Origin of the sequence: Pseudomonas sp. Pse35 (assembly GCF_024519715.1) — a bacterium.
Taxonomy (GTDB): domain Bacteria; phylum Pseudomonadota; class Gammaproteobacteria; order Pseudomonadales; family Pseudomonadaceae; genus Aquipseudomonas; species Aquipseudomonas paracarnis.
In genome coordinates this window covers 114226-138874 of record NZ_JALJRP010000002.1, presented here as the reverse complement: position 1 = coordinate 138874, position 24649 = coordinate 114226, and the positions used below count along the sequence as shown (strand labels likewise).

General features: G+C 60.3%; 18 protein-coding genes. 12 read left to right on the top strand and 6 right to left on the bottom strand.

Annotated features, from left to right (window positions below; translation table 11 throughout):
- Positions 1 to 41: 41 nt before the first annotated feature.
- The 4 genes from OC445_RS01330 to aspA all read right to left on the bottom strand — a co-directional run bounded on the left by OC445_RS01330 (position 42) and on the right by aspA (position 9111).
- Positions 42 to 4679 carry a hypothetical protein gene (locus OC445_RS01330; RefSeq protein WP_198790704.1) on the bottom strand — a complete coding sequence of 1546 codons (4638 nt, stop codon included), beginning with the start codon at positions 4677 to 4679 and terminating at the stop codon, positions 42 to 44.
- 115 nt (positions 4680 to 4794) lie between these two features.
- On the bottom strand, positions 4795 to 5772 hold the full coding sequence (locus OC445_RS01325; RefSeq protein ID WP_054896065.1) for an asparaginase: 978 nt from the start codon (positions 5770 to 5772) through the stop codon (positions 4795 to 4797).
- Positions 5773 to 5848: 76 nt separating this feature from the next.
- Positions 5849 to 7294, bottom strand: coding sequence for an alanine/glycine:cation symporter family protein (locus tag OC445_RS01320; RefSeq protein WP_054916993.1), 1446 nt, complete (start codon positions 7292 to 7294; stop codon positions 5849 to 5851).
- Between the two features lie 392 nt (positions 7295 to 7686).
- Entirely contained in the window at positions 7687 to 9111 is a 1425-nt protein-coding gene (aspA, locus tag OC445_RS01315) for an aspartate ammonia-lyase (protein WP_003195657.1), read from the bottom strand.
- A gap of 181 nt (positions 9112 to 9292) precedes the next feature.
- Here aspA and OC445_RS01310 point away from each other — a divergent pair, with 181 nt between their 5' ends.
- The 5 genes from OC445_RS01310 (at position 9293) to OC445_RS01290 (ending at position 13088) form a co-directional block, all read left to right on the top strand.
- On the top strand, positions 9293 to 10201 hold the full coding sequence (locus OC445_RS01310) for a LysR substrate-binding domain-containing protein (protein ID WP_019818139.1): 909 nt from the start codon (positions 9293 to 9295) through the stop codon (positions 10199 to 10201).
- 333 nt (positions 10202 to 10534) lie between these two features.
- The gene (purE, locus tag OC445_RS01305; RefSeq protein ID WP_003195648.1) at positions 10535 to 11026 is read left to right on the top strand and encodes a 5-(carboxyamino)imidazole ribonucleotide mutase; all 492 of its coding nucleotides are present in this window, start codon (positions 10535 to 10537) and stop codon (positions 11024 to 11026) included.
- Positions 11027 to 11037: 11 nt separating this feature from the next.
- On the top strand, positions 11038 to 12123 hold the full coding sequence (locus OC445_RS01300; RefSeq protein ID WP_054896064.1) for a 5-(carboxyamino)imidazole ribonucleotide synthase: 1086 nt from the start codon (positions 11038 to 11040) through the stop codon (positions 12121 to 12123).
- A gap of 105 nt (positions 12124 to 12228) precedes the next feature.
- The gene (locus OC445_RS01295; protein ID WP_005792540.1) at positions 12229 to 12474 is read left to right on the top strand and encodes a GlsB/YeaQ/YmgE family stress response membrane protein; all 246 of its coding nucleotides are present in this window, start codon (positions 12229 to 12231) and stop codon (positions 12472 to 12474) included.
- Positions 12475 to 12551: 77 nt separating this feature from the next.
- A complete protein-coding gene (locus OC445_RS01290) occupies positions 12552 to 13088 on the top strand; it encodes a DUF3299 domain-containing protein (RefSeq protein ID WP_034129130.1) in 537 nt (178 codons plus the stop codon).
- Between the two features lie 114 nt (positions 13089 to 13202).
- Here the strand turns inward: OC445_RS01290 and OC445_RS01285 are convergent, their stop codons facing one another.
- Entirely contained in the window at positions 13203 to 14102 is a 900-nt protein-coding gene (locus OC445_RS01285) for a D-hexose-6-phosphate mutarotase (protein WP_072445655.1), read from the bottom strand.
- Positions 14103 to 14160: 58 nt separating this feature from the next.
- Positions 14161 to 14565, bottom strand: a complete 405-nt coding sequence (locus OC445_RS01280; RefSeq protein ID WP_003176975.1) for an acyl-CoA thioesterase — start codon at positions 14563 to 14565, stop codon at positions 14161 to 14163.
- A 406-nt stretch (positions 14566 to 14971) separates the two neighbouring features.
- Here OC445_RS01280 and OC445_RS01275 point away from each other — a divergent pair, with 406 nt between their 5' ends.
- The 7 genes from OC445_RS01275 to OC445_RS01245 all read left to right on the top strand — a co-directional run bounded on the left by OC445_RS01275 (position 14972) and on the right by OC445_RS01245 (position 24523).
- A complete protein-coding gene (locus tag OC445_RS01275; RefSeq protein WP_034129128.1) occupies positions 14972 to 16261 on the top strand; it encodes an MFS transporter in 1290 nt (429 codons plus the stop codon).
- A 119-nt stretch (positions 16262 to 16380) separates the two neighbouring features.
- A complete protein-coding gene (locus OC445_RS01270; protein WP_003195633.1) occupies positions 16381 to 17367 on the top strand; it encodes a phosphate ABC transporter substrate-binding protein PstS in 987 nt (328 codons plus the stop codon).
- A 484-nt stretch (positions 17368 to 17851) separates the two neighbouring features.
- Positions 17852 to 19885: an ABC transporter permease subunit gene (locus tag OC445_RS01265; RefSeq protein ID WP_181004880.1), complete on the top strand. Its 2034-nt coding sequence runs from the start codon at positions 17852 to 17854 to the stop codon at positions 19883 to 19885.
- Positions 19886 to 19900: 15 nt separating this feature from the next.
- Positions 19901 to 21571, top strand: coding sequence for a phosphate ABC transporter permease PstA (gene pstA, locus OC445_RS01260; RefSeq protein ID WP_034129126.1), 1671 nt, complete (start codon positions 19901 to 19903; stop codon positions 21569 to 21571).
- A gap of 177 nt (positions 21572 to 21748) precedes the next feature.
- Complete coding sequence (pstB, locus tag OC445_RS01255; protein ID WP_003195626.1) at positions 21749 to 22582, top strand: phosphate ABC transporter ATP-binding protein PstB; 834 nt, start codon at positions 21749 to 21751, stop codon at positions 22580 to 22582.
- Positions 22583 to 22697: 115 nt separating this feature from the next.
- Positions 22698 to 23459 (top strand): phosphate signaling complex protein PhoU, encoded by a 762-nt coding sequence (gene phoU / locus OC445_RS01250; RefSeq protein ID WP_034129125.1) that lies wholly within the window; start codon positions 22698 to 22700, stop codon positions 23457 to 23459.
- 164 nt (positions 23460 to 23623) lie between these two features.
- Complete coding sequence (locus tag OC445_RS01245) at positions 23624 to 24523, top strand: response regulator (RefSeq protein WP_105228985.1); 900 nt, start codon at positions 23624 to 23626, stop codon at positions 24521 to 24523.
- Positions 24524 to 24649 lie beyond the last annotated feature (126 nt).

Below are 24649 nucleotides of genomic sequence, written 5' to 3'. Positions count from 1 at the left end.
CCAGGCTGGAGCAAGTTATGTGCCGTTGCGCGAGGGGGAGGTCAATAGACCTCTGGCGGGAAAAACAAGCGCTGGGCTTGCGTCAGGTTGATGGAGCTGCGGTAGTAGTTGAGTTGTTCCTCTGCGTTTAAGTCGGTGATCGTGTCAGCCACCTCTTTGAGCTGTTGTTCTGCTGGTGTTTTCAACCGTGCATGGAGAAATCTGTTAAGTGAAGCGTGGGCGCTCGAGTATTGGAAATGTGCATACCAGAGGGGTTTGCTGGTAGACAGATCAATGACGGCATACTCATCTTGATAGCTCCAAGTGGCGCCCTTGAGAGGCTGCCGGGTCGTGACCTTTTTGATCGCAATTTCGCGGTGGTTAATGAGCCAGTCGACATGGGCAATGGTGGGTGGCTGTTGCTTGATCAGCTTTGCCACGGTTTCAGTGGCTCGTGCGTAAAGTGCTTTTGTGGCAGCCTTGAGTCGTTTGCGCAGGTCTGCGCTGGATTGCTTGGTTTGTGCCGTGACTTTGGCTTTGATCAATGCCTCGTCAATATCTTGCTCGCTGCGCTCGAGCAACCAGGCGTGCTGGTGAAACATGTACTCGATGCCGATGGCCGTGCGCGAGGTATCGTTGGCTTGTTGGCTGGCGCGTTCTTGAAACTTCGGCAATTGGGCAAGTAGTTTCTCGCCCGCGGTGGTGGCGTCGTGGAGCGTGAGCGTTGCGGATGTGGCCTGTGCCGGGGGCGTTTCGATGTGTTCGACCCACATACCCGGAGTCTTCTCATGAAAGGTGGCCAGGACCTGGCCGGTTATCGGGGTCTTGATATCAACGAACCTTGATACGGTCCCTATGGGGTCCAAGCGGGGTTCGCCAATCAACACGCCGTTGTAGCGTGTCTGGATAAATTTTTTCAGCGGCCTGGGTAGCGCAGGGGGAGGGGTGGGCCTGATTCGCGTCAGTTTCTGTTCTTCGTGCAGAGGGACAAGTGCCGCCTTGGCGCGGTTGGCGAACCCTTGCAGCGATCGACTCAGGCGTTCCAGGGGTTGGGCCTGGATCTGTTCGGAGAACTCTTGAGAAAAGTCCTTCAAGCGCTCATCGATGAACTTGAACTGCTCCACTAGATTGCTCAAGGCATCAATGCGCTCGTCCAGGCGATATTCGCTTCGCTCATCCAGGGTGTCACGCAGGGTCTGTACCGCGACGTCGGCACTGTCGAGCGTGTCGTTGAGCATCTCCCAGGCATGGGGTTCGGTTGCGAGGGATTCAGGGGCCAGGCACAAGTGACGCGCCAACGTCACCTGCAGGGCCCTGAGATCGTCGCTCATATAGCGGGGCAGTTTGCGTTTGCTCTCCCTGATCACGTCGAATCCGGCCGGGCCGAATTTGCGTAGTTCGGTGAAGCGTGACTGAGCGTAATCCAGGCGCTTGATCATGCTGTCGCTCATCTCGACGATCTGTTGGTAGTCCGCGATATCGCTGGTATGAGGTGGCGGTGCATGGATTGGGAGCTGTTCCAGAACGGGCGAAAGTTTTGAAGTAAAGGGGACGAGTTCTTCGTTTACCCCTGCTTCATTGAGCGCCAGTTGGGCCTGTAGATAGCCAATGGCTTTTACTTGGAATTCAGGCTCCGAGGTGAAGACGGCGATGGTCATCAGGTGTTGCCGTGCTTGTTCGTAGTCTTCCGATTGGCCATCGAGCGTGTCCAGGTAGGCCTGGCGTTTGGCTTGGGCACTGGTACTGGGGGCCTCGTCCATTGCTTTGCGGGTTTCTTGCAGTAGGCGCTGCTGGGTTTTCTTCGCGCTTTCAAACGCTTTCAATTTACTGCGCGATGCGTCGGCTTCGGTGATCGCAAGGTCCTTGGCGGTATTTTTCAACCGATCGGTACTGGGTTTGCGCAGGCGCACCCGGTGGTCGACGGACCATTCGCCCTGAGCGTTGTGAATCAGTATGGGGCCGATGCGGTTGGCCTGGTTGGGGTCAATGACAACAATGTTTTTATCGTCGTCCACTTTCACCATGAACCAGTTTTCGCCGACGGGAGCGTAGTGCTGCTCTCCTGACTGATACAGGTAGCGGTCAGCAGCCGGCTGGTCTATGACGGCGCCGAGGTCAGCGGGCTTTTCTGTTTTAAAGCTTTCAAGCATCGAGGTTTCCAGCGCTGGCGTGCGGTTGATTGCGCCGCTCGTGTTCAGTGCGATCTCGTGATCGGGAGGCGGGGCCAGCGAGGTTCGCTCAGGCAGTTGCTCGACGGTGAAGCTTATCGTGCTGGAGGGGCCCGGCGTTTCAGGCGCAAGCTCGGTCGTCTTGACTTTGGTGGGCTCGATCCTGGCCGGCTCGAACTTAGGTCTGCTGCGCTGTGCGCTGTGTAAGGTGATCGCCATACCCAGGTTAAGCAGCACATCGGTCAGCGCAGACCATTGTGCAGGCTTGTCGCCCTCCTCATGGGCCTGGGCAAAAGTTTCCAGCTGTTCGACGATTTGCCAGATCCACGCGCTAGTGCTTGCGACGCGCCCCATAAAGGGCAGTGCGGCATTGAAGAGCACCCAACCGGCCTGCTTCAGCGTGTCCCAGCGGCTTTCGGCATTCGATACCGATTGGCGGTCCGCCAGTTCAATCAGCGCTTTGGCGTTGCTCTCGAACAGCGTCTTGAACATATCCCCGTTGAGGCTCTCCTCACCAAGACTCACGGGACCGCTATAGGTCCATAGCTCGATGGGGTTTACCAGAAAGTCGGCGATGACCCACGGCGACGGCCAATGACTGGTAAAGACATAATTGGCGTAGTGGTTACGCACCGCGTCCGGTAGCCAGCTAATCACCGAATCGCGCAACGTGCGCGACTGGCTGATGGCATACAGCAAGTTTGCCGGTGATGGGTATTGCAGCAACGCGGGTTCAAACAACGGGCGGTATAGCAGGCAAGGGCCGTCTTGAGCATTTTCTGGGCCGATGATGTACATATTGGTGACGTCATCGTTGCCGTTGATGAGCCGGCGCTTGGGGTTGAAGCTCAGGCGTCGCACCATGATGGCTTTGCCGTCGACGTAATGGTCGCCGCTTTCAGGCTGCATCACAGCCACAACGTAGCGGTAGCCGCGCTCGTCAATCCCGCCCATGCGGCGAATCTTGTGCTGTAAGGCCAGCATCGGCAATTGGACTCGCAGGTGATCGCGGTACAGTTTTTTGCGACGTGACGCCTCGGCCGGGTCATCCAGCAGTTTGCTGCGGATCAATGCAGGGTACGTGACACCGATATTACAGCGGCTGATCAGTGTTTCGAGGTAAGCCACGGTTATCCGATCCGGTATGGATTGGCGGATGTCGCTCAGCAACGTTTTATTACCGGTGGGCAGTGCAATCAGGTTTTGCAGGGCCAGTTCGGCAAGGCTGAACGTGGTGGTTTCGAACTGCCCGGGCACGGTGAAAAGGCCCCATACCACCAGGCTCTTGACCTGGATTTTCAGCTTGTCGAGCTTCAGGTAATGCAGCGTCGGGTGGTCCTTGAGCAGCTCGATTTTCAACTGGTCCAAGGCGAACTGATGAATGCTGGGAATACCGTCATCGTAGGTCTTGCCGGCATTCAGGCTATTGAGCGAGGCCAAGTCCTTGAGGTGGCGTGAATAAAGCGACTGATCGCTGGCAGAGGCATCGGTCAGCCAGTCCGGCAGTTGGGTTTGATACCAGCCTGGGCCCGGCCCTTTGGCGATGGCTTTTTCGGCAGGCATCGGGAGTGTTTGCAGGGGCGGGTGTTTCGCGCTGGGCTGTTTGTAATCCCCGGTTTTGAGGTTTTCCACAGTCTCAAGTTGCAGGGCGATCAGCTTGCAGGCAGCGTGCTCGAAAAAATCGCCGTCAGGTTCATAAAGGCGCCACTCCAGGCGATCAAAAGCCTCCGGTTGCTCCAGGTGATCCTTCAACGAATCGCCTAGCTGTTGGTAGGTGTCGTATTTCTCGTATCCCTTGAAGGGTGAGTAACAGAGGATCAGGGTTTTGTCTTCGGATTTGCCCTCGAGCACGGTCATGAATACTTGGTCGGTGTGCTGCGTCTTGGTACCTTTTACCAGGTCGGCATCAATCAGATAAGCGCGGCTGCCGTAAGGGTTATTGTCTTGGCGAGCGGAGCGGGTGGGTGCATGAAACAGCGTTCGGGCCATCGTGCAGTCTTCGTCGGTCCAGGCATCGACGTGTTGCACATTCCAGGCCCCGCGCAGGCTCTGGGTGAGTGTTTGCCAGCGAGGACCGTTGCCGTTGCTCTGGTTCCAGAACGTTACCAACTGTTCCTGAAAGGCCCGGTAGACCACCGGCGCCAGGGTATTGATCAGATTGGCGATTTCGACAATACGCACGGGCAAATGAAGCGGGGAGGTGGTCAACGGCTTCAGGGTCAGGAAGTGATTGCCCTCGACGCACAGCGTCGGCACCTTGAGGATGGCCTGCCGGGCCAGGATGCTGCTCAAGGTTTCATAGCGTGTTGGCCCTGGCACGATCTGGTCATCGATGAGCTCCCAGGTGGGAGTGCCCATCAGTGTCATGGCCGGGTCGATGTCCAGGTCTGGGTATTTCTCCAGTAAAGACTGGCGCAGCAGTTCGCGAGCTGCTTCACGAAACGAAGGTCCGACGGACAGTTGAGTGGCCAGTTTGTGTGTTTCAGTGTCTGGAGGCGTTTGCTGCGAGGGTGTGGAGCTGGAGGTTGTCATGCGGGCATCCCTGTCTTGCCGATCAATGGAAAAAGCCGAGAGCAGGCTCGGGTTTTCCATGTTAGGTATCAGCAAGCAGGGAATAGCAGTGCTTATGTAGGGCTGTCTTGGGCGTTCAAGTTGGGTTGGTATGCAGGTCCAACTCTACCAGGCGCCGCACTTCCTCGACGGCAAGGCCGGCACCGAGCAGGGCGTGCAACTTGCCGAACGCGGCTTCGCGGGTCATGCCTGCGCCGGACAACACGCCGGCGCCTCGCAAGCGGCTGCCGGCTTCGTAGACATCCAGCTCTACACCGCCTTCATGGCATTGAGTGATGGCGACCACCACCACACCTTGATCCTGCGCACGCTGCAAGCTGGCGAGGAACTGCGGGTTATCGCTCGGCCCGGTGCCGCTGCCGAAGCACTCCAGCACCAAGCCCTGAATGCCGCTGCTGATGATTGCGTCTAGCTGTGCAGCGTCGAAACCGGGTATCAGCGGCAGTACGCCGACGTTCGCCAAGGCTTTGGGCTGACGGTAATCCAGCGCTGCCGGCAGGGTTTCGGCACGGGCGAAGTCATCCTTGCGTTGCAAGGCCGCAAACGGATTGCGCCCAAAACTGCGAATCTTCGCGCAGCGGGTCGGTGCCATCAGCGCGCCGTGGAAGTACAGGTGCACACCCGGCTCCAACCCTTCGGCCAAGGCTGTCAACGCACCGCTGACGTTTTCCCAGGCATCGCTGTCGGGCACACCGGCGGGCAGCATCGAACCGGTGAACACCACCGGTGCCGGCAGGCCCAGCAGTTGGAAGCTCATGGCCGCCGCGCTGTAGGCCAGGGTGTCGGTGCCGTGCAGGATCAGCACGGCATCGCAGCCGGCGTCTACCGCCTCGACCACGGCGCTGCGCAGGCGCTGCCAGTAAGCGGGGTTCATGTTGGCGCTGTCGATCAGTGGTGACATTTCCCGGAAGCGCCACGCGGGCAGGTCTGCGTCGGCGAACTGTTCACGCATGCGTACTTCAAAACCAGACGCGGGTGCCAGGCCATTGGCGCTGGCCTGCATGCCAATGGTGCCGCCGGTATAGAGCACCATCACGTTATTAGCTGATTGCATCGAAAATCTCCTGAACGAAAAACGCCGCCGGGCCCAGAGCATGCCCAAGGCCGGGCGGCGTGTCATCTAGCCGTGATTAACGTTGCGCTTGAGCGCTCAGTTCAACTGCCGGGGCCGCTTCGGTTTTCACCGGGTTGGCCGGCCAGGCCTTGCGGTCCAGGTCCAGGTCGGGGAACTGGCTGGAATCGAACACCGGGGTCTTGATACCCGCCGCGCGCTGGTTGTCGTAGTCGTTGAGGATGCGCATGGCAATCTTGAACAGGAACGCCAGGGCGAACAGGTTGACGAACGCGAGCATGGTCATGGTGATGTCGGCGAAGGCAAACACCGTGCTCAAGTTCTCGATGGAGCCCCAGAAAATCAGCACCAGCACCAAAGCGCGATAACCCATCAGCACCTTGCGGTTGTTGCCGACCAGGAAGCGCAGGTTGCTCTCGCCCAAGTAGTAGTTGTACATGATCGACGTGAACACGAACAACGCCAGGGCCACCGAGATGAACATGCGGCCCCAGTCACCCACTACTGCCGCCAGGGAGTTCTGGGTCAGGGCAATGCCGTCGCCTTCAAAGCCTGGGGTGTAGAAACCCGACAGCAGGATCAGCAACGCAGTACAGGTGCAGATCACGAAGGTGTCGAGGAACACGCTGAACGCTTGCACCACGCCTTGGGCGATAGGGTGTTCTACCGACGCCACTGCCGCCACGTTAGGCGCACTGCCCAAGCCTGCTTCGTTGGCGAACACGCCGCGCTTTACACCCATGATGATCGCGCTGCCCACCAGGCCACCGAAGGCTTGGTCGAGGCCGAACGCGCTCTTGACGATGGTCGCGAGCATGGCCGGTACGTGGTCGAATTGCAGCACGATCACGTACAGGGTCACGGCGATGTAGACCAGGGTCTTGACCGGCACCAGCAGGTCGGCGATCGAGGCGATACGCTTGATCCCGCCGATGAAAACCAGGCCCAGCAACACCGCCAGCGCGAGGCCGGTGTAGGTGGTGTCGAGGCCGAAGGCGTTGTTCAGCGAGTGGGTGACAGCGTGTGCTTGCAGGCCGTTGAAGGCAAAGCCGAAGGTCACCAGCAGCAGGAACGCCATGACCATCCCCAGCCAGCGCTTGTGCAGGCCGTGCTGGATGTAATACGCCGGGCCGCCACGGTAGGTGCCTTCAGCGTCGGTGCGCTTGTACAACTGGCCGAGGGAGCACTCGATAAAGCTCGAAGACATGCCCACCAGCGCGGTGACCCACATCCAGAACACGGCACCCGGGCCACCCAACGTCACGGCAATGCCGACACCGGCGATGTTACCGGCACCCACGCGGCCGGCCAGGCTGAGCATCAGCGCCTGGAACGAGCTGAGTTGGCCGGCGCTGCTCTTGAGGCTGTCTTTAAACACCGAGAACATGTGGAAAAAGTGACGCAACTGCACGAAACGCGAGCGGATCGTGAAATAACCGCCGAGCCCGACTATGAGCACGATCAGTACTTTCCCTGAGAGGAAGTCGTTGATGACTTCGAGCATGGAGTGTTCCTCGCTGATTTTTCTAATGGCAAACGCAGGACGGTCCGACGCATCGCTCGGCACCAGGCAGTGCACGACGCTCGATCCCCATCCTTTTGCGGGTGTTGTTATTCATGCGCTTTCGCGTGGTTCCCGGGCCTCGTTACCGACAGCCGCAGACGCGAAGAGGGGCGGCACTATACCTAGGCGAGCGTGATCCGTCTGCACGGGGCGATTAAAGGTTTCAGCGCGGTCGCGGAAGGGGAGGAAGGTTTGCGGTGCGATATTAGATTTTTTATGGGCGTCATGGAGCAACCTCAAGGCAAAAAAAAGGGCCTGAAGAACGAGCCTTCAGGCCCTCAAAAGGTGAGAGGTGTCTAGTCCCTCAACCTGGTGAGCGGTGCAACAAACGCTTAGGCCTTCAGCGGGACCAAGCGTGGAGCGATCATGTTTTCCGGGCGCAGGATGTCGTCGAGCATTGCGTCGTCGAGCAAGCCTTCTTCACGCACCAGTTCCAGCACGCCGCGCCCGCTTTCAAGAGCGATACGCGCAATGCGGGTGGCGTTTTCATAGCCGATGTACGGGTTCAGCGCGGTGACCAGGCCGATGGAATGCTCCACCAGTTCGCGGCAGCGTGCTTCGTTGGCGGTGATGCCGACGATGCAGTGCTCGCGCAGCATGTCCATGGCGCGTTGCAACAGGCGGATCGAGTCGAAGATCTTGAAGGCGATCAGCGGCTCCATCACGTTCAACTGCAGTTGGCCGCCTTCGGCTGCCATGGTCAGGGCCAGGTCGTTACCGATGACCTGGAACGCTACCTGGTTGACCGCTTCCGGGATCACCGGGTTGACCTTGCCGGGCATGATCGAGCTGCCAGGCTGGCGAGCCGGCAGGTTGATCTCGTTGATGCCGGTGCGTGGGCCGCTAGACAGCAGGCGCAGGTCGTTGCAGATCTTCGACAGCTTCACGGCGGTACGCTTGAGCATGCCGGAGAACAGTACGAAGGCGCCCATGTCGGAGGTGGCTTCGATCAGGTCGGCTGCCGGTACCAGCGGCTGGCCGCTGATGGTGGCCAGGCGTTGTACGGCCAGGGCCTGGTAGCGCGGGTCGGCGTTGATGCCGGTACCGATCGCGGTGCCGCCCAGGTTCACTTCGGTCAGCAGCTCTGGCGCCAGGGTTTTCAGGCGGGCCAGGTCTTCACCCAGGGTGGTGGCGAAGGCGCGGAATTCCTGGCCGAGGGTCATCGGCACGGCGTCTTGTAACTGGGTGCGGCCCATTTTCAGCACATGGCTGAACTCGGCGCCTTTGGCGGCGAACGCCTGGATCAGGCTGTCGAGGCTGGCCAGCAGCGCGTCATGGCCCAACAGCAGACCCAGGCGGATCGCGGTCGGGTAGGCGTCGTTGGTCGACTGCGCCATGTTCACGTCGTTGTTGGGGTGCAGGTACTGGTATTCGCCCTTCTGGTGACCCATGGCCTCCAGCGCGATGTTGGCGATGACTTCGTTGGCATTCATGTTGGTTGAAGTGCCGGCGCCGCCTTGAATCATGTCCACCACGAACTCTTCGTGGAAATCGCCGCGGATCAGACGAGCACAGGCTTCGCTGATGGCAGCGTGCTTGGCTTCGCTGAGCTGGCCCAACTCGCGGTTGGCGTCAGCGGCCGCTTGCTTGACCATTGCCAGACCGACCACCAATTTCGGGTAATGCGAAATCGGAACGCCCGAGAGGCGGAAGTTATTCACCGCTCGCAGGGTCTGGATGCCGTAATACGCTTGAGCCGGTACTTCGAGTACGCCAAGCAGGTCTTTTTCGGTACGGAATGATGCAGCAGAGGACATGACGGAAATCATCTCAATATGGACCCGGAACTGGCCGGAACGCTGCGAATGCTAGGCTTGTAGAACTTTTTGGGCCAATGCTGTTAAACACTGGCCTATGCACAAACGGCATAATGTGGATGTGACCCGGTTATCTTGGCGGGCGTGTGTGCCAAAATGGTGCATTCCGTGGGAGGCAGTGATGAACCTTGAGAGCAAGTGGTTGGAAGACTTCAGCGCCCTGGCGGCGACGCGTAGTTTTTCCCAGGCGGCTGAGCGGCGCTTTGTCACCCAGCCGGCGTTCAGTCGGCGTATCCGCAGCCTGGAAGCCGCGCTGGGGCTGACGCTGGTCAACCGTTCACGTACGCCGGTGGAGCTGACGGCGGCCGGGCAGTTGTTTCTGGTGACGGCGCGCACCGTGGTCGAACAGCTCGGTGAAGTACTGCGCCATTTGCATCACCTGGAAGGCGGGCAGGGCGAAGTCATGCAAGTGGCGGCCGCCCACTCCCTGGCCTTGGGGTTCTTCCCGCGGTGGATCGCGCAGTTGCGCAACGAGGGCTTGAATATCGCCACGCGGCTGGTCGCCACCAACGTCGGCGACGCCGTGCACGCCCTGCGCGAAGGCGGTTGCGACCTGATGCTGGCGTTCTACGACCCCGACGCGGCTATGCAAATGGACGCCGAGATTTTCCCGTCGCTGCATCTGGGCAACACCGAAATGCTCCCGGTGTGCGCCGCCGATGCCGAGGGCAAGCCGCTGTTCGACCTGGAGGGCGAGGGCAGCGTGCCGCTGCTGGCCTACAGCGCCGGCGCGTTCCTGGGCCGCTCGGTGAATTTGCTGCTGCGCCAGAGGGCTCTGCGCTTTACCACCATCTATGAAACCGCCATGGCCGACAGCCTCAAGAGCATGGCCCTCGAAGGCTTGGGGATCGCCTGGGTGCCGCAGTTGAGCGTACGTGCAGAGTTGGCACGTGGCGAACTGGTGGTGTGCGGCGGGCCCCAATGGCATGTGCCGCTGGAGATTCGCTTGTATCGCTGCGCGTTGGTGCGCAAGGCGAATGTGCGGTTGTTGTGGAGGAAGCTGGAAGGTGGGGCAGCGCAAAGCGCTTGAGCCCAGCGCAGAACACATGTGGGAGCTGGCTTGCCTGCGATAGCGGTGTGTCAGCCAACCTATTTGGCTCTGATCCACTGCTATCGCAGGCAAGCCAGCTCCCACAGGATTTCGTGGTGTATTCGCTGACTCTTAAGTCAATAAAACCGCCACTTTGCGCCGCTAGACAGATGGTCATCCCAGGGGCTGTTTATCTGGATTATTACGGTATACTGCGCGGCCTTCGGCCGGTCCAAACCGGCCTTAATTCGTACACCAAGCCACGCTGGATTTCCCGCGTGGCTTGTTGTTTTTTGACGCGCCTGCGGGCGCCCAGAGAGAAGAGGCACGACGATGAGTGCATTGGTTGGCGTGATCATGGGCTCCAAGTCCGATTGGTCCACCCTTAGCCACACCGCCGATATGCTGGAAAAACTCGGCATTCCGTACGAAGTGAAGGTGGTCTCCGCCCACCGCACCCCGGATTTGCTGTTCCAGTATGCCGATGAAGCAGAATCCCGTGGCATCGAGGTGATCATCGCCGGTGCCGGCGGCGCGGCGCACTTGCCTGGCATGTGTGCGGCCAAGACTCACCTGCCCGTGCTTGGCGTGCCGGTGCAGTCGTCGATGCTCTCGGGCGTGGATTCGCTGTTGTCCATTGTGCAGATGCCGGCTGGCATTCCGGTGGCAACCCTGGCGATCGGCAAGGCCGGTGCGATCAACGCAGCCTTGCTGTCCGCCAGCATCCTGGGCGCCAAGCACCCGCAGTTTCATGCGGTGCTGAAAAAATTCCGTGCTGAGCAGACAGACAGCGTGCTGGACAATCCAGACCCACGCATCGCCTGAGGTTGTTGACGATGAAAATCGGTGTAATCGGTGGCGGCCAACTGGGCCGCATGCTGGCTTTGGCGGGTACGCCGCTGGGGATGAACTTCGCTTTCCTGGACCCGGCGCCGGACGCCTGCGCTGCGGCCCTGGGTGAACACCTGCGCGCTGACTACAGCGACCCGGACCACCTGCGCCAACTGGCCGATGAAGTTGACCTTGTGACCTTCGAATTCGAAAGCGTCCCGGCCGAAACCGTGGCCTTCCTGTCGCAGTTCGTGCCGGTGTACCCGAGCGCCGAAGCCTTGCGCATCGCTCGCGATCGCTGGTTCGAAAAGAGCATGTTCAAGGACCTGGGCATTCCGACGCCGGCCTTCGCCGACATCCAGTCCCAGGCCGACCTGGACGCGGCGGTCGCCAGCATCGGCCTGCCGGCGGTGTTGAAAACCCGCACCCTGGGCTACGACGGCAAGGGCCAGAAAGTCCTGCGCACCGCGGCCGATGTGGTCGGCACTTTTGCCGAGCTGGGCAGCGTTGCCTGCCTGCTGGAAGGCTTCGTGCCGTTCACTGGCGAAGTCTCGCTGATTGCCGTACGCGCCCGTGATGGCGAAACCCGCTTTTACCCGTTGGTGCACAACACCCACGACAGCGGCATTCTCAAGCTCTCCGTGGCCAGCACCGACCACCCGTTGCAGGCCCTGGCCGAAGATTATTCCAGCCGCGTCCTCAAGCAACTGGATTATGTAGGCGTGATGGCGTTCGAGTTCTTTGAAGTCGACGGTGGCCTCAAGGCCAATGAAATTGCCCCGCGCGTGCACAACTCCGGGCACTGGACCACCGAAGGCGCCGAGTGCAGCCAGTTCGAAAACCACCTGCGGGCGGTGGCGGGCTTGCCGTTGGGCTCCACGGCCAAGGTCGGCGAGAGCGCCATGCTCAACTTCATCGGCTCTGTACCGCCGGTGGAGCGTGTGATGGCGATCGACGATTGTCACGTGCATCACTACGGCAAGGCCTTCAAGGCCGGGCGCAAGGTCGGCCACGCCAACCTGCGTTGCAAGGACCGTGCGACGCTGCAGGCGCAGATCCTCAAGGTTGAAGCGCTGATCGCCGAACAATAAGCCTGACCACGGCGGGAACCATTGGGGTTCTGCGTCTCTCTGATTGCAGGATGCCAAAGGCTGACTAGGCTTTGGCATGACTCATACCAATCAGAGGGAAATGCCATGGGTATCATCGGAACCATCTTTATCGGCTTGATCGTCGGCCTGCTGGCGCGCTTCCTCAAGCCTGGCGACGACAGCATGGGCTGGATCATGACCATCCTGCTGGGTATCGCCGGTTCCCTGGCCGCGACCTACGGCGGTCAGGCCTTGGGGATCTACCAGGCAGGCCAGGGCGCAGGTTTCATCGGCGCGCTGGTGGGTGCCATCGTGTTGCTGGTGATCTACGGCCTGATCAAAAAGAAGTAATCAGCCGACAAAGTCCTCTGCGCTGCGCAGGCGCAGAGGGCTAGAATGCTCGGCACTTGTATTTGCCGAGCCTCTCCATGCGCCGTCTTCTGTTAACGCTTCTTCTGCTGGGCTCTGGCCTGGCGCACGCTGGCGAACTGCCGGAAACCGACTGGCTCGACCTGATGCCGCTGTCGGATCAGAAAGCTCTCGAAGCCATGCCCGAGATCGACCACAACTCCCCCGAAGCTCAAGGCACGTTCACCGAAAAGGGTGGCTTGAAGCAGAGCAAGGGCCTGCCTGCGGTGATGTATTCCACCAAGACCGTAGCGGCCATGAACGGCAAGAATATCCGCATTGGCGGCTATCCGGTGCCGCTTGAAACGGACGCCAAGGGCCGTAGTACGTTGTTCTTCCTGGTGCCTTACCCGGGCGCCTGCATACACGTGCCGCCACCGCCGCCTAATCAACTGGTGCTGGTGCGCTATCCCAAGGGGTTGAAGCTGGATGATATCTACACGCCGCTGTGGGTCACGGGCACGCTGAAGGTGGAGACGGTCAATAACGACTTGGCAGATGCCGCGTATGCGCTGGAGGCGGGGAAGGTGCGGGTGGTGAAGGAGTCTGATCTCTAAAGCTCAGAGCATAATCTGTGGGAGCTGGCTTGCCTGCGATAGCAACGCCTCGGTGTTCCTGATACACCCAGTTGCCTGCATCGCAGGCAAGCCAGCTCCCACATTTGATTGGGTTTACAAGGCCAGTGCCGTGATGCTCACGCCTAGAGTGTGGCTTTCGCCGGGCGCCAGGTTCACAACATCGTCCAGCACGTTGGCCGTCTCGATGCACAACATACTCTGCCAGCCGTCATCGGCCATATCGTCGAAAGCCTTGGCGCGTTCGGTCCAGGGGTTCCAGACCACGGTGGATTTCGAGCCTTCGCTGGTGAGCTGGATACGGCGCTGCCAATCGCTATCGACGATGTTCAACTGGGCCGGCGTATTCAGGTAAATGCGGTCTGTTTCGGCGCTGAAGTGCAGCAGCCCGGCTTGCTGTTTCTCGGTCCACCCGTCGGCGGTATCGATGTAGGCCACGCCATCCAGCCCCTTGACCTGCACTTTGCGCACATCGCTCACGGCGAAGTAGGTGTGCAATGCCTGGCTGAGGGTCACGGTGTCGGCGCCGCGGTTGTGGCTGGTCAGGCGGATGTGCAGTTGGTCATCCAACAGCAGGCTCAGCGTCAGGTCTACCTGATGGGGCCAGCCTGGAAAGCCGCCAGCCGGCACCGGCAATACCAAGTCCACTCGCAGCGTCTGGCCGTCGAGTTCGGTGGTGGCCAGTTCCCAGCGGGCGGTGCGCACAAAACCGTGGGCGCCGGCAGGCTGATCACTCTGGCGCATGGCTTTGACGCTTTGCGGGTTGCGGTCGAACACCCCGAACCACGGCCAGCACACCGGTACGCCAGTACGAATGCCTTTGCCCTGCTTGAACACTGCCTCAGGGTTCGGCCAGATCAGCGGCTGTTCGCCCTCGCGCTGGTAACTGAAGATATGCGCACCCTGTTGGGCCACCATCAGCTCGGCGCCGTTGTGGCGGATGCGCCAGCAGTCCAGCTCGTCGATTTTTACCGTCTCAACGTGGGGCGTAGGCATGACAAAGCTCTCTTAGTGGCAGGCAATGGGGCAATTGACCGTTAAAACCCGGCGAGGTTTAACGCGCCCGTGACGGTACCGAGCGCGTGCGGCCGCTGCCATCGATGGCGACGAACACGAATACGGCTTCGGTCACCTTGCGCCATTCGCTGGACAACGGATCGTCGCTCCACACTTCGACCATCATCTGGATCGAGCTGCGGCCGATTTCCAGGGCCTGGGTATAGAAGGAAAGCTGCGCACCCACGGCCACCGGCACCAGAAACGCCATGCGATCAATGGCCACGGTGGCCACGCGCCCACCGGCGACCTTGCTGGCCATTGCCGTGCCGGCGAGGTCCATCTGCGCGACCAGCCAGCCGCCGAAGATATCGCCAAAACCGTTGGTTTCACGCGGGAGCGCGGTGATTTGCAGGGCGAGATCGCCTTGCGGGATAGGATCTTCTTGTTCGAGTTCGATCATGCCGAGGGTGCCTCTGACCCGTGACGCTTCATGGGTATTTCAAGTGGATAGCCGTCTTCTTAGAAAAACGTTTCAGCACCAACATACACCGCTCGATGCGTTTCTCGTAAGGCGAACTAAAGGGAAACTCTGCCAAATCGGCTGGATGGCACCCAACAACGTTTTGGCACAGCAGCCCCTCAAGACAGCGGGTCTGGCGCTTGCACCGGCGAGTATATCGAGACCCTGGCGCCACGACGACCTCCCGACGCTCATTTGGTCGGTAAATAGACGCTGTATCGGGGCTTTTGCGCGCAACTGTGCTCCTGGCGCTGTGCTTTTTCGAGCGATTTGCTATCTTGCCAAACCCGCCGCAAGTCACGGGCGTGCAGTCCTTTACGATGATTACTATAAGAGAAGCCTTGCCATGTCCTCCGTGCCCGCAAGCAGTGCGCAACCCTCGCGCCCGCTGACCCGCAACGACTACAAAACCCTGTCGCTGTCTGCCCTGGGTGGAGCGCTGGAGTTCTACGACTTCATCATCTTTGTGTTTTTCGCCACCGTGGTCGGGAAACTGTTCTTCCCTGTCGACATGCCCGAATGGCTGCGCATGATGCAGACCTTCGGCATCTTCGCCGCCGGCTACCTGGCGCGCCCCTTGGGCGGCATCATCATGGCGCACTTCGGTGACCTGCTGGGGCGCAAGAAGATGTTCACCCTGAGCATCTTCATGATGGCCGTACCCACCCTGATCATGGGTCTGCTGCCCACCTACGCGCAGATCGGCCTGTGGGCGCCGGTCCTGTTGCTGCTGATGCGCATCATCCAGGGCGCGGCGATCGGCGGCGAAGTACCGGGCGCCTGGGTGTTCGTCTCCGAACACGTCCCGCCGCGCCACATCGGCTACGCCTGCGGCACCCTGACCAGCGGCCTCACCGCCGGTATTCTGCTGGGCTCGTTGGTGGCTACCGCCATCAATAGCGCCTATACACCGGAACAGGTCTCTGATTACGCCTGGCGGATTCCTTTCCTGCTCGGCGGCGTATTCGGCCTGCTGTCGGTGTACCTGCGTCGTTGGCTGCATGAAACCCCGATCTTCGCCGAGATGCAGCAACGCAAGAGCCTGGCCGCTGAACTGCCGTTGCGCGCCGTGTTGCGCGATCACCGTGGCGCCATTGTGCTGTCGATGCTGCTGACCTGGCTATTGTCGGCCGGCGTGGTGGTAGTCATCCTGATGACCCCGACCGTGCTGCAAACCATCTACCACTTCAGCCCTACGGTTGCGCTGCAAGCCAATAGTCTGGCCATCGTGACCCTGAGCCTGGGTTGCATCGCCTCGGGTGCGCTGGCCGACCGTTTTGGCGCCGGTCGCGTGCTGGTCACAGGTTGCGCACTGCTGCTGGCGACTTCCTGGACGCTGTATCACAGCCTGATGGCACACCCCGACTGGCTGTTCCCGTTGTATGCCTTGACGGGTCTGTTTGTCGGCACCATCGGCGTGGTGCCCTACGTGATGGTCAAAGCCTTCCCGCCGGTGGTGCGCTTCAGCGGTCTGTCGTTTTCCTACAACGTTGCTTATGCCGTGTTCGGCGGGCTGACGCCATTGGCGGTGTCGCTGCTGATGAAGGAGAGCCCGATGGGCCCGGCTTACTATGTGGCCGTCCTGTGTGTGATGGGGATGCTGGTGGGCGGGTATCTGTGGAAACGCGGCCGCTGAAGCCTGCACATTCAGATAGTGGCCTTTCATCTAATTGTCATATTTCAGACATAGAGTGTTCACACGGCCTGCCGATACTTGGCCCCGATCCAATTATCCCTATCTGCTAGGAGCAAGGCATGAAACTGAAACGTTTGATGGCGGCAATGACTTTTGTCGCTGCTGGCGTTGCGACCGCCAACGCGGTGGCCGCTGGTGTTGATCCGGCAATCCCGGCTTACGTCAAGACCACTGGTGTGTCGGGCAACCTGTCCAGCGTCGGTTCCGATACCCTGGCTAACCTGATGACCCTGTGGGCCGAGGGTTACAAAAAGGAATACCCGAACGTCAACATCCAGATTCAAGCTGCCGGCTCTGCCACTGCGCCACCTGCGTTGACTGAAGGCACCTCCAACCTGGGCCCGATGAGCCGCAAGATGAAGGACACCGAACTGGCGGCCTTCGAGCAGAAGTACGGCTACAAGCCAACGGCAATCCCGGTTGCCGTGGATGCCCTGGCGGTATTTGTGCACAAGGACAACCCGATCCAGCACCTGACCATGGAACAGGTCGATGCGATCTTCTCCTCGACGCGTCTGTGCGGCGCCAAAGCCGATGTGAAAACCTGGGGTGACCTGGGCGTGACCGGCGACCTGGCCAACAAGCCAGTGCAACTGTTCGGGCGTAACTCGGTATCCGGCACCTACGGCTACTTCAAGGAAGAAGCCCTGTGCAAAGGCGACTACAAGCCAAACGTGAACGAACAACCGGGCTCGGCTTCGGTCGTGCAGTCGATCAGCTCCTCGCTGAACGGCATCGGTTACTCGGGCATCGGCTACAAGACCGCCAGCGTGAAGACCGTGCCATTGGCCAAGAAAGGCAGCACTGACTACATCGAAGACTCCGAAGAAAACGCCCTGAACGGCAAGTATCCGCTGTCGCGTTTCCTCTACGTGTATGTCAACAAAGCCCCGAACAAGCCACTGGCGCCGCTGGAAGCTGAGTTCGTGAAACTGGTGCTGTCCAAGCAGGGCCAGGAGGTAGTGGTCAAAGACGGCTACATCCCACTGCCAGCCAAAGTCGCCGCCAAGGCCCTGGCTGACCTGGGTCTGAAAGAAGGCAACTAAGCCTGCGATACCTGATGTAGACGCATGCTTTTCTGTGGGAGCGGGCTTGCCCGCGATGCTGGCGACGCGGTTTAGCGTTGAAATCGTGTTGATGCCATCGCGGGCAAGCCCGCTCCCACATAAGCAGTCTGCATCCCTAATTTTTTATCCGCTGCCAGCCCTGCTTCGCGGCGGATTTGTTGCGTCACTGCACTGTCATCTTTCTGTCATACAGGATCGCTAGGGTGTGCGCATGAATGATCTGGCCAATTCCACCATGACGACGACTTCCCCTCCCAAGCGCATTGATTTCAATACGCCTGAGCTGCAACGCAAGCGCCGCATCCGCGCGCTCAAGGATCGCTTCACCCGTTGGTATGTGCTGGTCGGCGGCCTCGCCGTGCTGGCCGCCATTACCCTGATCTTCTTCTTCCTCGCCTATGTGGTTGCGCCATTGTTCCAGGGCGCCTCGTTGACCAAGGAAGACGCGTTGACGCCCGCTTGGATGCAGGACGCCGGCAAGCCGTTGATGATCTCCCTCGAAGAACAGAATCAGGTCGCCATGCGGGTTTCCGACAAGGGCCAGGCGCTGTTCTTTGCCGTGGACACCGGTGCTGAGCTCAAGCGTGTCGATCTGCCGATTCCGGCCGGTACCAGTGTTGCTTCCATTGGTGAAGATCAGCCGGGCAGCCCGCTGGTGATTCTCGGTTTGTCCAATGGCCAGTCTTTGGTGTTTCGCCACACCTATAAGGTGTCGTACCCGGACGGCAAGAAAACCATCACCCCAGCGATCGAGTACCCCTACGGCGAAACGCCGATCGTGCTGGATGACACCGGTCGTCCCCTGGAACACGTTGCGCTCAACGCCACCGATACCTCCCTGGTGGTGGCAGGTTCCGCCGGTTCGCACTTGAACGTGCTGACCCTGAGCCGTGAAGAAAACATGATGACCGGTGAAGTCACCAGCGAGCAGAAGCGCGTCGAGCTGCCGCAGATGACCGAGCCGGTGAAGGCGATCTTCATCGACCCACGCCAGCAGTGGTTGTATGTGATCAACGGCCGTGCCCTGGCCGACGTGTTCAGCCTGCGCGACAAGAGCCTCAACGGGCGCTACAAGCTGCTGGAAGACGCCGACACGGAAATCACCGCCAGCACCCAGTTGGTCGGCGGCATCTCGCTGATCCTGGGTAACTCCAAAGGCGGCCTGGCCCAGTGGTTCATGGCCCGCGACCCCGATGGCGAACAGCGCCTGAAGCAGATCCGCACCTTCCAGATGGGCACCGCGCCCATCGTCGAAATCAGCGCTGAAGAGCGCCGCAAAGGCTTCACCGCCCTGGATGCTGCTGGCCAGTTCGGCGTGTTCCACAGCACTGCCCACCGCACCTTGCTGGTGGACCCGGTGGTCGATGGCCAGGGCCTGTTCGGCATGTCGCCACGGGCCAACCGTGTGATCGTCGAGGCGGGTGGCAAGCTGCAACCGTTGTTGCTCGACAACCCGCACCCGGAAGTGTCGTGGAGCGCGTTGTGGAGCAAGGTCTGGTACGAGAACTACGACGAGCCTAAATACGTCTGGCAATCCACAGCCGCCAACACTGACTTCGAACCCAAGATGAGCCTGGCCCCGCTGACCTTCGGTACCTTGAAGGCCGCGTTCTACGCCATGTTGCTGGCGGCGCCACTGGCGGTTGCTGCAGCGATCTACACCGCTTACTTCATGGCGCCGAGCCTGCGCCGCAAGGTCAAGCCGGTGATCGAACTGATGGAAGCCATGCCGACGGTGATCCTCGGATTCTTCGCCGGCCTGTTCCTGGCGCCGTATGTGGAAGGGCACCTGCCGGGCATTTTCAGCCTGTTGATGCTGTTGCCGATTGGCATCCTGGTCGCCGGCTTTGTCTTCAGCCGCTTGCCTGAGTCGATCCGCCTGCGCGTTCCCGATGGCTGGGAAAGCGCGATCCTGATTCCGGTGATCCTGTTCGTGGGTTGGCTCTCGCTGTACATGAGCCCGTACCTGGAAACCTGGTTTTTCGGCGGTGACATGCGCATGTGGATCTCCCACGATCTGGGCATTACCTACGACCAGCGCAACGCGTTGGTGGTCGGCCTGGCCATGGGTTTTGCCGTGATCCCGAACATCTACTCCATCGCCGAAGACGCCGTGTTCAGCGTGCCACGCGGCCTGACCCTGGGGTCCCTGGCACTGGGCGCCACGCCGTGGCAGACCATGACCCGCGTGGTCATCCTCACCGCCAGCCCGGGCATCTTCTCGGCGCTGATGATCGGCATGGGCCGCGCCGTGGGCGAGACCATGATCGTACTGATGGCCACCGGTAACACCCCGGTGATGGAGATGAACCTGTTCGAGGGCCTGCGCACCCTGGCGGCCAACGTTGCGGTGGAGATGCCCGAGTCGGAAGTGGGCGGCAGTCATTACCGCGTGCTGTTCCTCTCGGCGCTGGTGCTGCTGTTGTTCACCTTCATCATGAACACCCTCGCCGAGCTGATTCGTCAGCGTCTGCGCAAGAAATACTCGTCGCTTTAAGAAAGGTAGAAGTCTGTGAAACAGAACTCCCTGAATGGATGGTTCAAGAGCGGCGCCCCCGGCGTCTGGATCAGCGGTGGCGCGGTGTCCATCGCGGTCATCATGACCATTGGTTTGCTGGCTGTGATTGCGGTGCGGGGCCTGGGCCATTTCTGGCCGGCCGACCTGATCCAGGCGAACTACAACGTGCCAGGCCAGGCCAACCACATCGTCATCGGCGAAGTGGTCCAGAAAGAAGAAGTGCCGCGCGAGCGCCTGAAAAGCGCGGGCCTGCCGGTGCCGGACCAAGGCCCGGAATTCATGACCCGTGAGCTGATCAAGGTCGGCAACCGCGACCTGAACGGTAACGACTTCACCTGGATTGTCGGTGAGTGGCTGAAGGACCAGACCAAGCCTGCGAACCTGATGGCCATCGAGCGTCGTGAGTGGGGCAACTTCTACGGCACCCTGGTCAACGTCAAGCAGGACGGCAAGGTGATTGCCGAAGGCGAGGCCGCGTGGCCGGAGCTGCAAGCCCGCGTGGACCGCGTGAACAAGCTGGCCGCTCAGCTCAAGAGCCTGGAAAAAACCGACATTGGCGCGATCAACGCCGGGCTGGAGCGCATCCGCCTGCACGGTCGCAAACTGGAACTGGAAGGCAAGCTCGACGCTGCCGCCCAGGCCGACATGGACGCCGACCGCGCCGAGCTGAACGCCCGCTACCAGGACATCGAAGCGCGCCTGGCCGACCTGCATGCCCAGTTCAACCGCGACGCCCTGACGGCGCGTGACGGCAACGGCAAGGAAGTGGAAATCGGCATCGGCAAAGTGGTGCACGCCTACCAGCCGAACGCCATGGGCACGATGACCAAAATCGGCTTCTACTTCAGCAAGGTCTGGGAATTCCTCAGCGATGACCCACGGGAAGCCAACACCGAAGGCGGGATCTTCCCGGCCATCTTCGGCACCGTGATGATGACCCTGATCATGGCAATGATCGTGACCCCGTTTGGCGTACTGGCCGCGGTGTACCTGCGTGAATACGCCAAGCAGAACACCTTGACGCGCATCATCCGCATCGCCGTGAACAACCTGGCCGGCGTACCGGCCATCGTCTACGGCGTGTTCGGCCTGGGCTTCTTCGTGTATGTACTGGGGGGCTCGGTAGACCGTTTGTTCTTCGCTGAAGCGCTGCCTGCGCCGACCTTCGGTACGCCGGGGTTGCTCTGGGCTTCGCTGACCCTGGCGCTGCTGGCGGTGCCTGTGGTGATCGTGGCCACCGAAGAAGGCCTGGCGCGGATTCCTCGCACCGTGCGTGAAGGCTCCCTGGCGCTCGGCGCGACCAAGGCGGAAACGTTGTGGAAGATCGTGCTGCCAATGGCCAGCCCGGCGATGATGACCGGCATGATCCTCGCCGTGGCCCGTGCCGCGGGTGAGGTGGCACCGCTGATGCTGGTGGGTGTAGTGAAGCTGGCGCCGTCGCTGCCGCTGGATGGCAACTACCCGTACCTGCACCTGGACCAGAAGATCATGCACCTGGGCTTCCATATTTATGACGTCGGCTTCCAGAGCCCCAACGTCGAAGCCGCACGGCCGTTGGTGTACGCCACCGCCTTGCTGCTGGTACTGGTGATCGCCACGCTCAACCTGTCGGCAGTGTGGATTCGTAACCACCTGCGCGAAAAATACAAAGCGCTGGACAGCTAATGCGATCCAATGTGGGAGCTGGCTTGCCTGCGATAGCATCACCGCGGTTTTACTGCAATACCGCGCCGCCCGTATCGCAGGCAAGCCAGCTCCCACAGGGCTCGGTGTCAGGCACAGAATTTGAGTAAGCCGCCCCGGCGGTTCAACGAAATGAATTGGTAGCACAGGGAGCATCCCATGCAACACGAAACCCAATCCCACGGCATCAACATGTCTGCCCTGGGTCGCGACAAGCAGAGCCTGAGCCTGGCCCAGGAAACCGTGGCCATCGAAGTCCCCGGCCTGAGCCTGTACTACGGCGACAAGCAGGCGCTGTTCGATGTCAGCATGAACATCCCCAAGCAACGCGTGACCGCCTTCATCGGCCCGTCGGGCTGCGGCAAGTCCACGTTGTTGCGTACCTTCAACCGCATGAATGACCTGGTGGACGGTTGCCGTGTAGAAGGTGCAATCAACCTCTACGGCACCAATATCTACCGCAAGGGCGAAGACGTGGCCGAACTGCGTCGCCGCGTGGGCATGGTGTTCCAGAAGCCTAACCCGTTTCCCAAGACCATCTACGAAAACGTGGTCTACGGCCTGCGTATCCAGGGCATCAACAAGAAACGCATCCTCGACGAAGCGGTTGAGTGGGCGCTCAAGGGCGCGGCATTGTGGGACGAGGTCAAGGACCGCCTGCACGAATCGGCACTCGGCTTGTCCGGCGGCCAGCAGCAGCGCCTGGTGATCGCCCGTACCATCGCCGTAGAGCCGGAAGTGTTGCTGCTCGACGAACCGTGCTCGGCGCTCGACCCGATCTCCACCTTGAAAGTCGAAGAGCTGATCTACGAGCTCAAGTCCAAGTTCACCATCGTCATCGTGACCCACAACATGCAACAGGCGGCGCGGGTTTCCGACTACACCGCGTTCATGTACATGGGCAAGCTGGTGGAGTTCGGCGATACCGACACCCTGTTCACCAATCCGGCGAAGAAGCAGACCGAAGACTACATCACCGGTCGCTACGGCTAGTTGGAGCAGCTGCAAGCCGCAAGTTTCAAGCGGCAAGTAAGAGCAGTTCAACGGAACGACACACATCAGCTTGCAGCTTGTAGCTTGCGGCTTACAGCTTTTGCGGAGCAACCCCATGATTAGCAAAGAAGGCCTTACCCACCACATCTCCGCGCAGTTCAATGCCGAGCTTGAGGAAGTGCGCAGCCACCTCCTGGCGATGGGCGGGCTGGTGGAGAAGCAAGTCAATGATGCGGTCACCGCGCTGATCGAGGCCGACTCGGGCCTGGCTCAGCAGGTGCGTGAGATTGACGAGCAGATCAACCAGATGGAACGCAATATCGACGAAGAGTGCCTGCGCATTCTTGCCCGCCGCCAGCCAGCGGCCTCGGACCTGCGTTTGATCATCAGCATTTCCAAGTCGGTGATCGACCTGGAGCGCATTGGCGATGAAGCCACCAAGATTGCCCGCCGCGCCATCCAGCTGTGCGAAGAGGGTGAAGCCCCCCGTGGCTACGTGGAGGTGCGCCATATCGGCGATCAGGTGCGCAACATGGTGCGCGATGCCCTCGACGCCTTCGCCCGCTTTGACGCCGAACTGGCGTTGTCGGTGGCACAGTACGACAAGATCATCGACCGCGAATACAAGACTGCGCTGCGCGAGTTGGCCACTTACATGATGGAAGACCCGCGTTCGATCTCGCGGGTCTTGAACATTATCTGGGTGCTGCGCTCCCTGGAGCGTATCGGCGACCACGCGCGCAATATTTCGGAATTGGTGATTTATCTGGTGCGCGGCACCGACGTGCGGCACATGGGCCTCAAGCGCATGAAGGCCGAAGTTGAAGGCACTGCTGATCTAATCCCTAATGTTCCGGGCGAATCGGACGATAAGTAAGGTTGCCCGAGAAATTAACGCCCGGCCTCTGGCCGGGCGTTTTCGTTTGCGGCATCTGAATTTTTTGCACAGCAGGCGCCATAAAGTCCTTCTGTGACCCGCGAGTTTTGGCAAAATGCCATCAGTCAGGCGTTTTGCAGACGTTTTAATAGGATGAAGGGTCGATGAGTAAAGTCAGTGTGTTGGTGGTGGATGACGCCTCGTTTATTCGCGACCTGGTGAAGAAGTGCCTGCGTAATTACTTCCCCGGGATCAAGATCGAAGATGCGGTGAACGGCAAAAAGGCGCAATCCATCCTCATGCGCGAAACCTTCGACCTGGTGCTGTGTGACTGGGAAATGCCGGAAATGTCCGGCATTGAGCTGTTGACCTGGTGCCGCGAGCAAGCGCACCTGAAGGCCATGCCGTTCGTGATGGTGACCAGCCGTGGCGACAAGGAAAACGTGGTGCAGGCGATTCAGGCGGGGGTTTCCGGCTACGTCAGCAAGCCGTTCACCAACGAGCAGTTGCTCAACAAGGTCAAGCAGGCCCTGCACAAGATCGGTCGCCTCGATGCGCTGATTGCCAGCGCGCCGACCAAGATGAACTCAGCCTTCGGCAACGACTCCCTGAGCGCCCTGACCGGCGGCAAACCCGAAGCGGTCAAGCCGGCCCCGGTGGCGGCGCCCAGCAAAGGTCTGCTCAATACACCGCCAGCCAAGGCCCCCGCAGCTGCGGCGCCGGCTGGCAGTCGCGGTCAGGGCCAGTTGCGCCTCGCAAGCGGCACCCAGCAATGCGTGATCAAGGCCCTGAGCATCAAGGAAGCGTTGCTGGTGGTAAAGCGTGGCGAGGTCCTGCCACAAGTACTGGAAAGCGCCGTGCTCGACCTTGAACAGGGCGACAACGCCGAAGTCGCACGGCTCAACGGCTACCTGCACGCCATCGTCGCCTACGAGCCCAAGCCCGACAGCGACTGGTTGCAACTGACTTTCCGCTTTATCGACCAGGATGCGCAGAAGCTGGACTACATATCCCGCCTGATCGCCCGTGGCACGGCGCAGAAGCATTTCGTGCCGGGTGCGTGAAGCACCGCGACGCCTATCCCCTGTAGGAGCGAGCTTGCTCGCGAAAAACGCCAACGATAACGCGTGCTTCCTGAATAAACGCGGCGCCTGTGAGTTTTTCGCGAGCAAGCTCGCTCCTACAGAGGG

Bases quoted from the DNA above. Each gene is read 5' to 3' on its own strand.
- OC445_RS01295 (WP_005792540.1), top strand. From the start codon at position 12,229: ATGGGTATCATCGGAACCATCTTTATCGGCTTGATCGTCGGCCTGCTG.
- pstB (WP_003195626.1), top strand. From the start codon at position 21,749: ATGCAACACGAAACCCAATCCCACGGCATCAACATGTCTGCCCTGGGT.
- OC445_RS01325 (WP_054896065.1), bottom strand. From the start codon at position 5,772: ATGCAATCAGCTAATAACGTGATGGTGCTCTATACCGGCGGCACCATT.
- OC445_RS01320 (WP_054916993.1), bottom strand. From the start codon at position 7,294: ATGCTCGAAGTCATCAACGACTTCCTCTCAGGGAAAGTACTGATCGTG.
- OC445_RS01330 (WP_198790704.1), bottom strand. From the start codon at position 4,679: ATGACAACCTCCAGCTCCACACCCTCGCAGCAAACGCCTCCAGACACT.
- OC445_RS01300 (WP_054896064.1), top strand. From the start codon at position 11,038: ATGAAAATCGGTGTAATCGGTGGCGGCCAACTGGGCCGCATGCTGGCT.
- OC445_RS01280 (WP_003176975.1), bottom strand. From the start codon at position 14,565: ATGATCGAACTCGAACAAGAAGATCCTATCCCGCAAGGCGATCTCGCC.
- phoU (WP_034129125.1), top strand. From the start codon at position 22,698: ATGATTAGCAAAGAAGGCCTTACCCACCACATCTCCGCGCAGTTCAAT.
- aspA (WP_003195657.1), bottom strand. From the start codon at position 9,111: ATGTCCTCTGCTGCATCATTCCGTACCGAAAAAGACCTGCTTGGCGTA.
- OC445_RS01285 (WP_072445655.1), bottom strand. From the start codon at position 14,102: ATGCCTACGCCCCACGTTGAGACGGTAAAAATCGACGAGCTGGACTGC.
- OC445_RS01265 (WP_181004880.1), top strand. From the start codon at position 17,852: ATGCAGGACGCCGGCAAGCCGTTGATGATCTCCCTCGAAGAACAGAAT.
- purE (WP_003195648.1), top strand. From the start codon at position 10,535: ATGAGTGCATTGGTTGGCGTGATCATGGGCTCCAAGTCCGATTGGTCC.
- OC445_RS01310 (WP_019818139.1), top strand. From the start codon at position 9,293: ATGAACCTTGAGAGCAAGTGGTTGGAAGACTTCAGCGCCCTGGCGGCG.
- OC445_RS01245 (WP_105228985.1), top strand. From the start codon at position 23,624: ATGAGTAAAGTCAGTGTGTTGGTGGTGGATGACGCCTCGTTTATTCGC.
- OC445_RS01275 (WP_034129128.1), top strand. From the start codon at position 14,972: ATGTCCTCCGTGCCCGCAAGCAGTGCGCAACCCTCGCGCCCGCTGACC.
- OC445_RS01290 (WP_034129130.1), top strand. From the start codon at position 12,552: ATGCGCCGTCTTCTGTTAACGCTTCTTCTGCTGGGCTCTGGCCTGGCG.
- OC445_RS01270 (WP_003195633.1), top strand. From the start codon at position 16,381: ATGAAACTGAAACGTTTGATGGCGGCAATGACTTTTGTCGCTGCTGGC.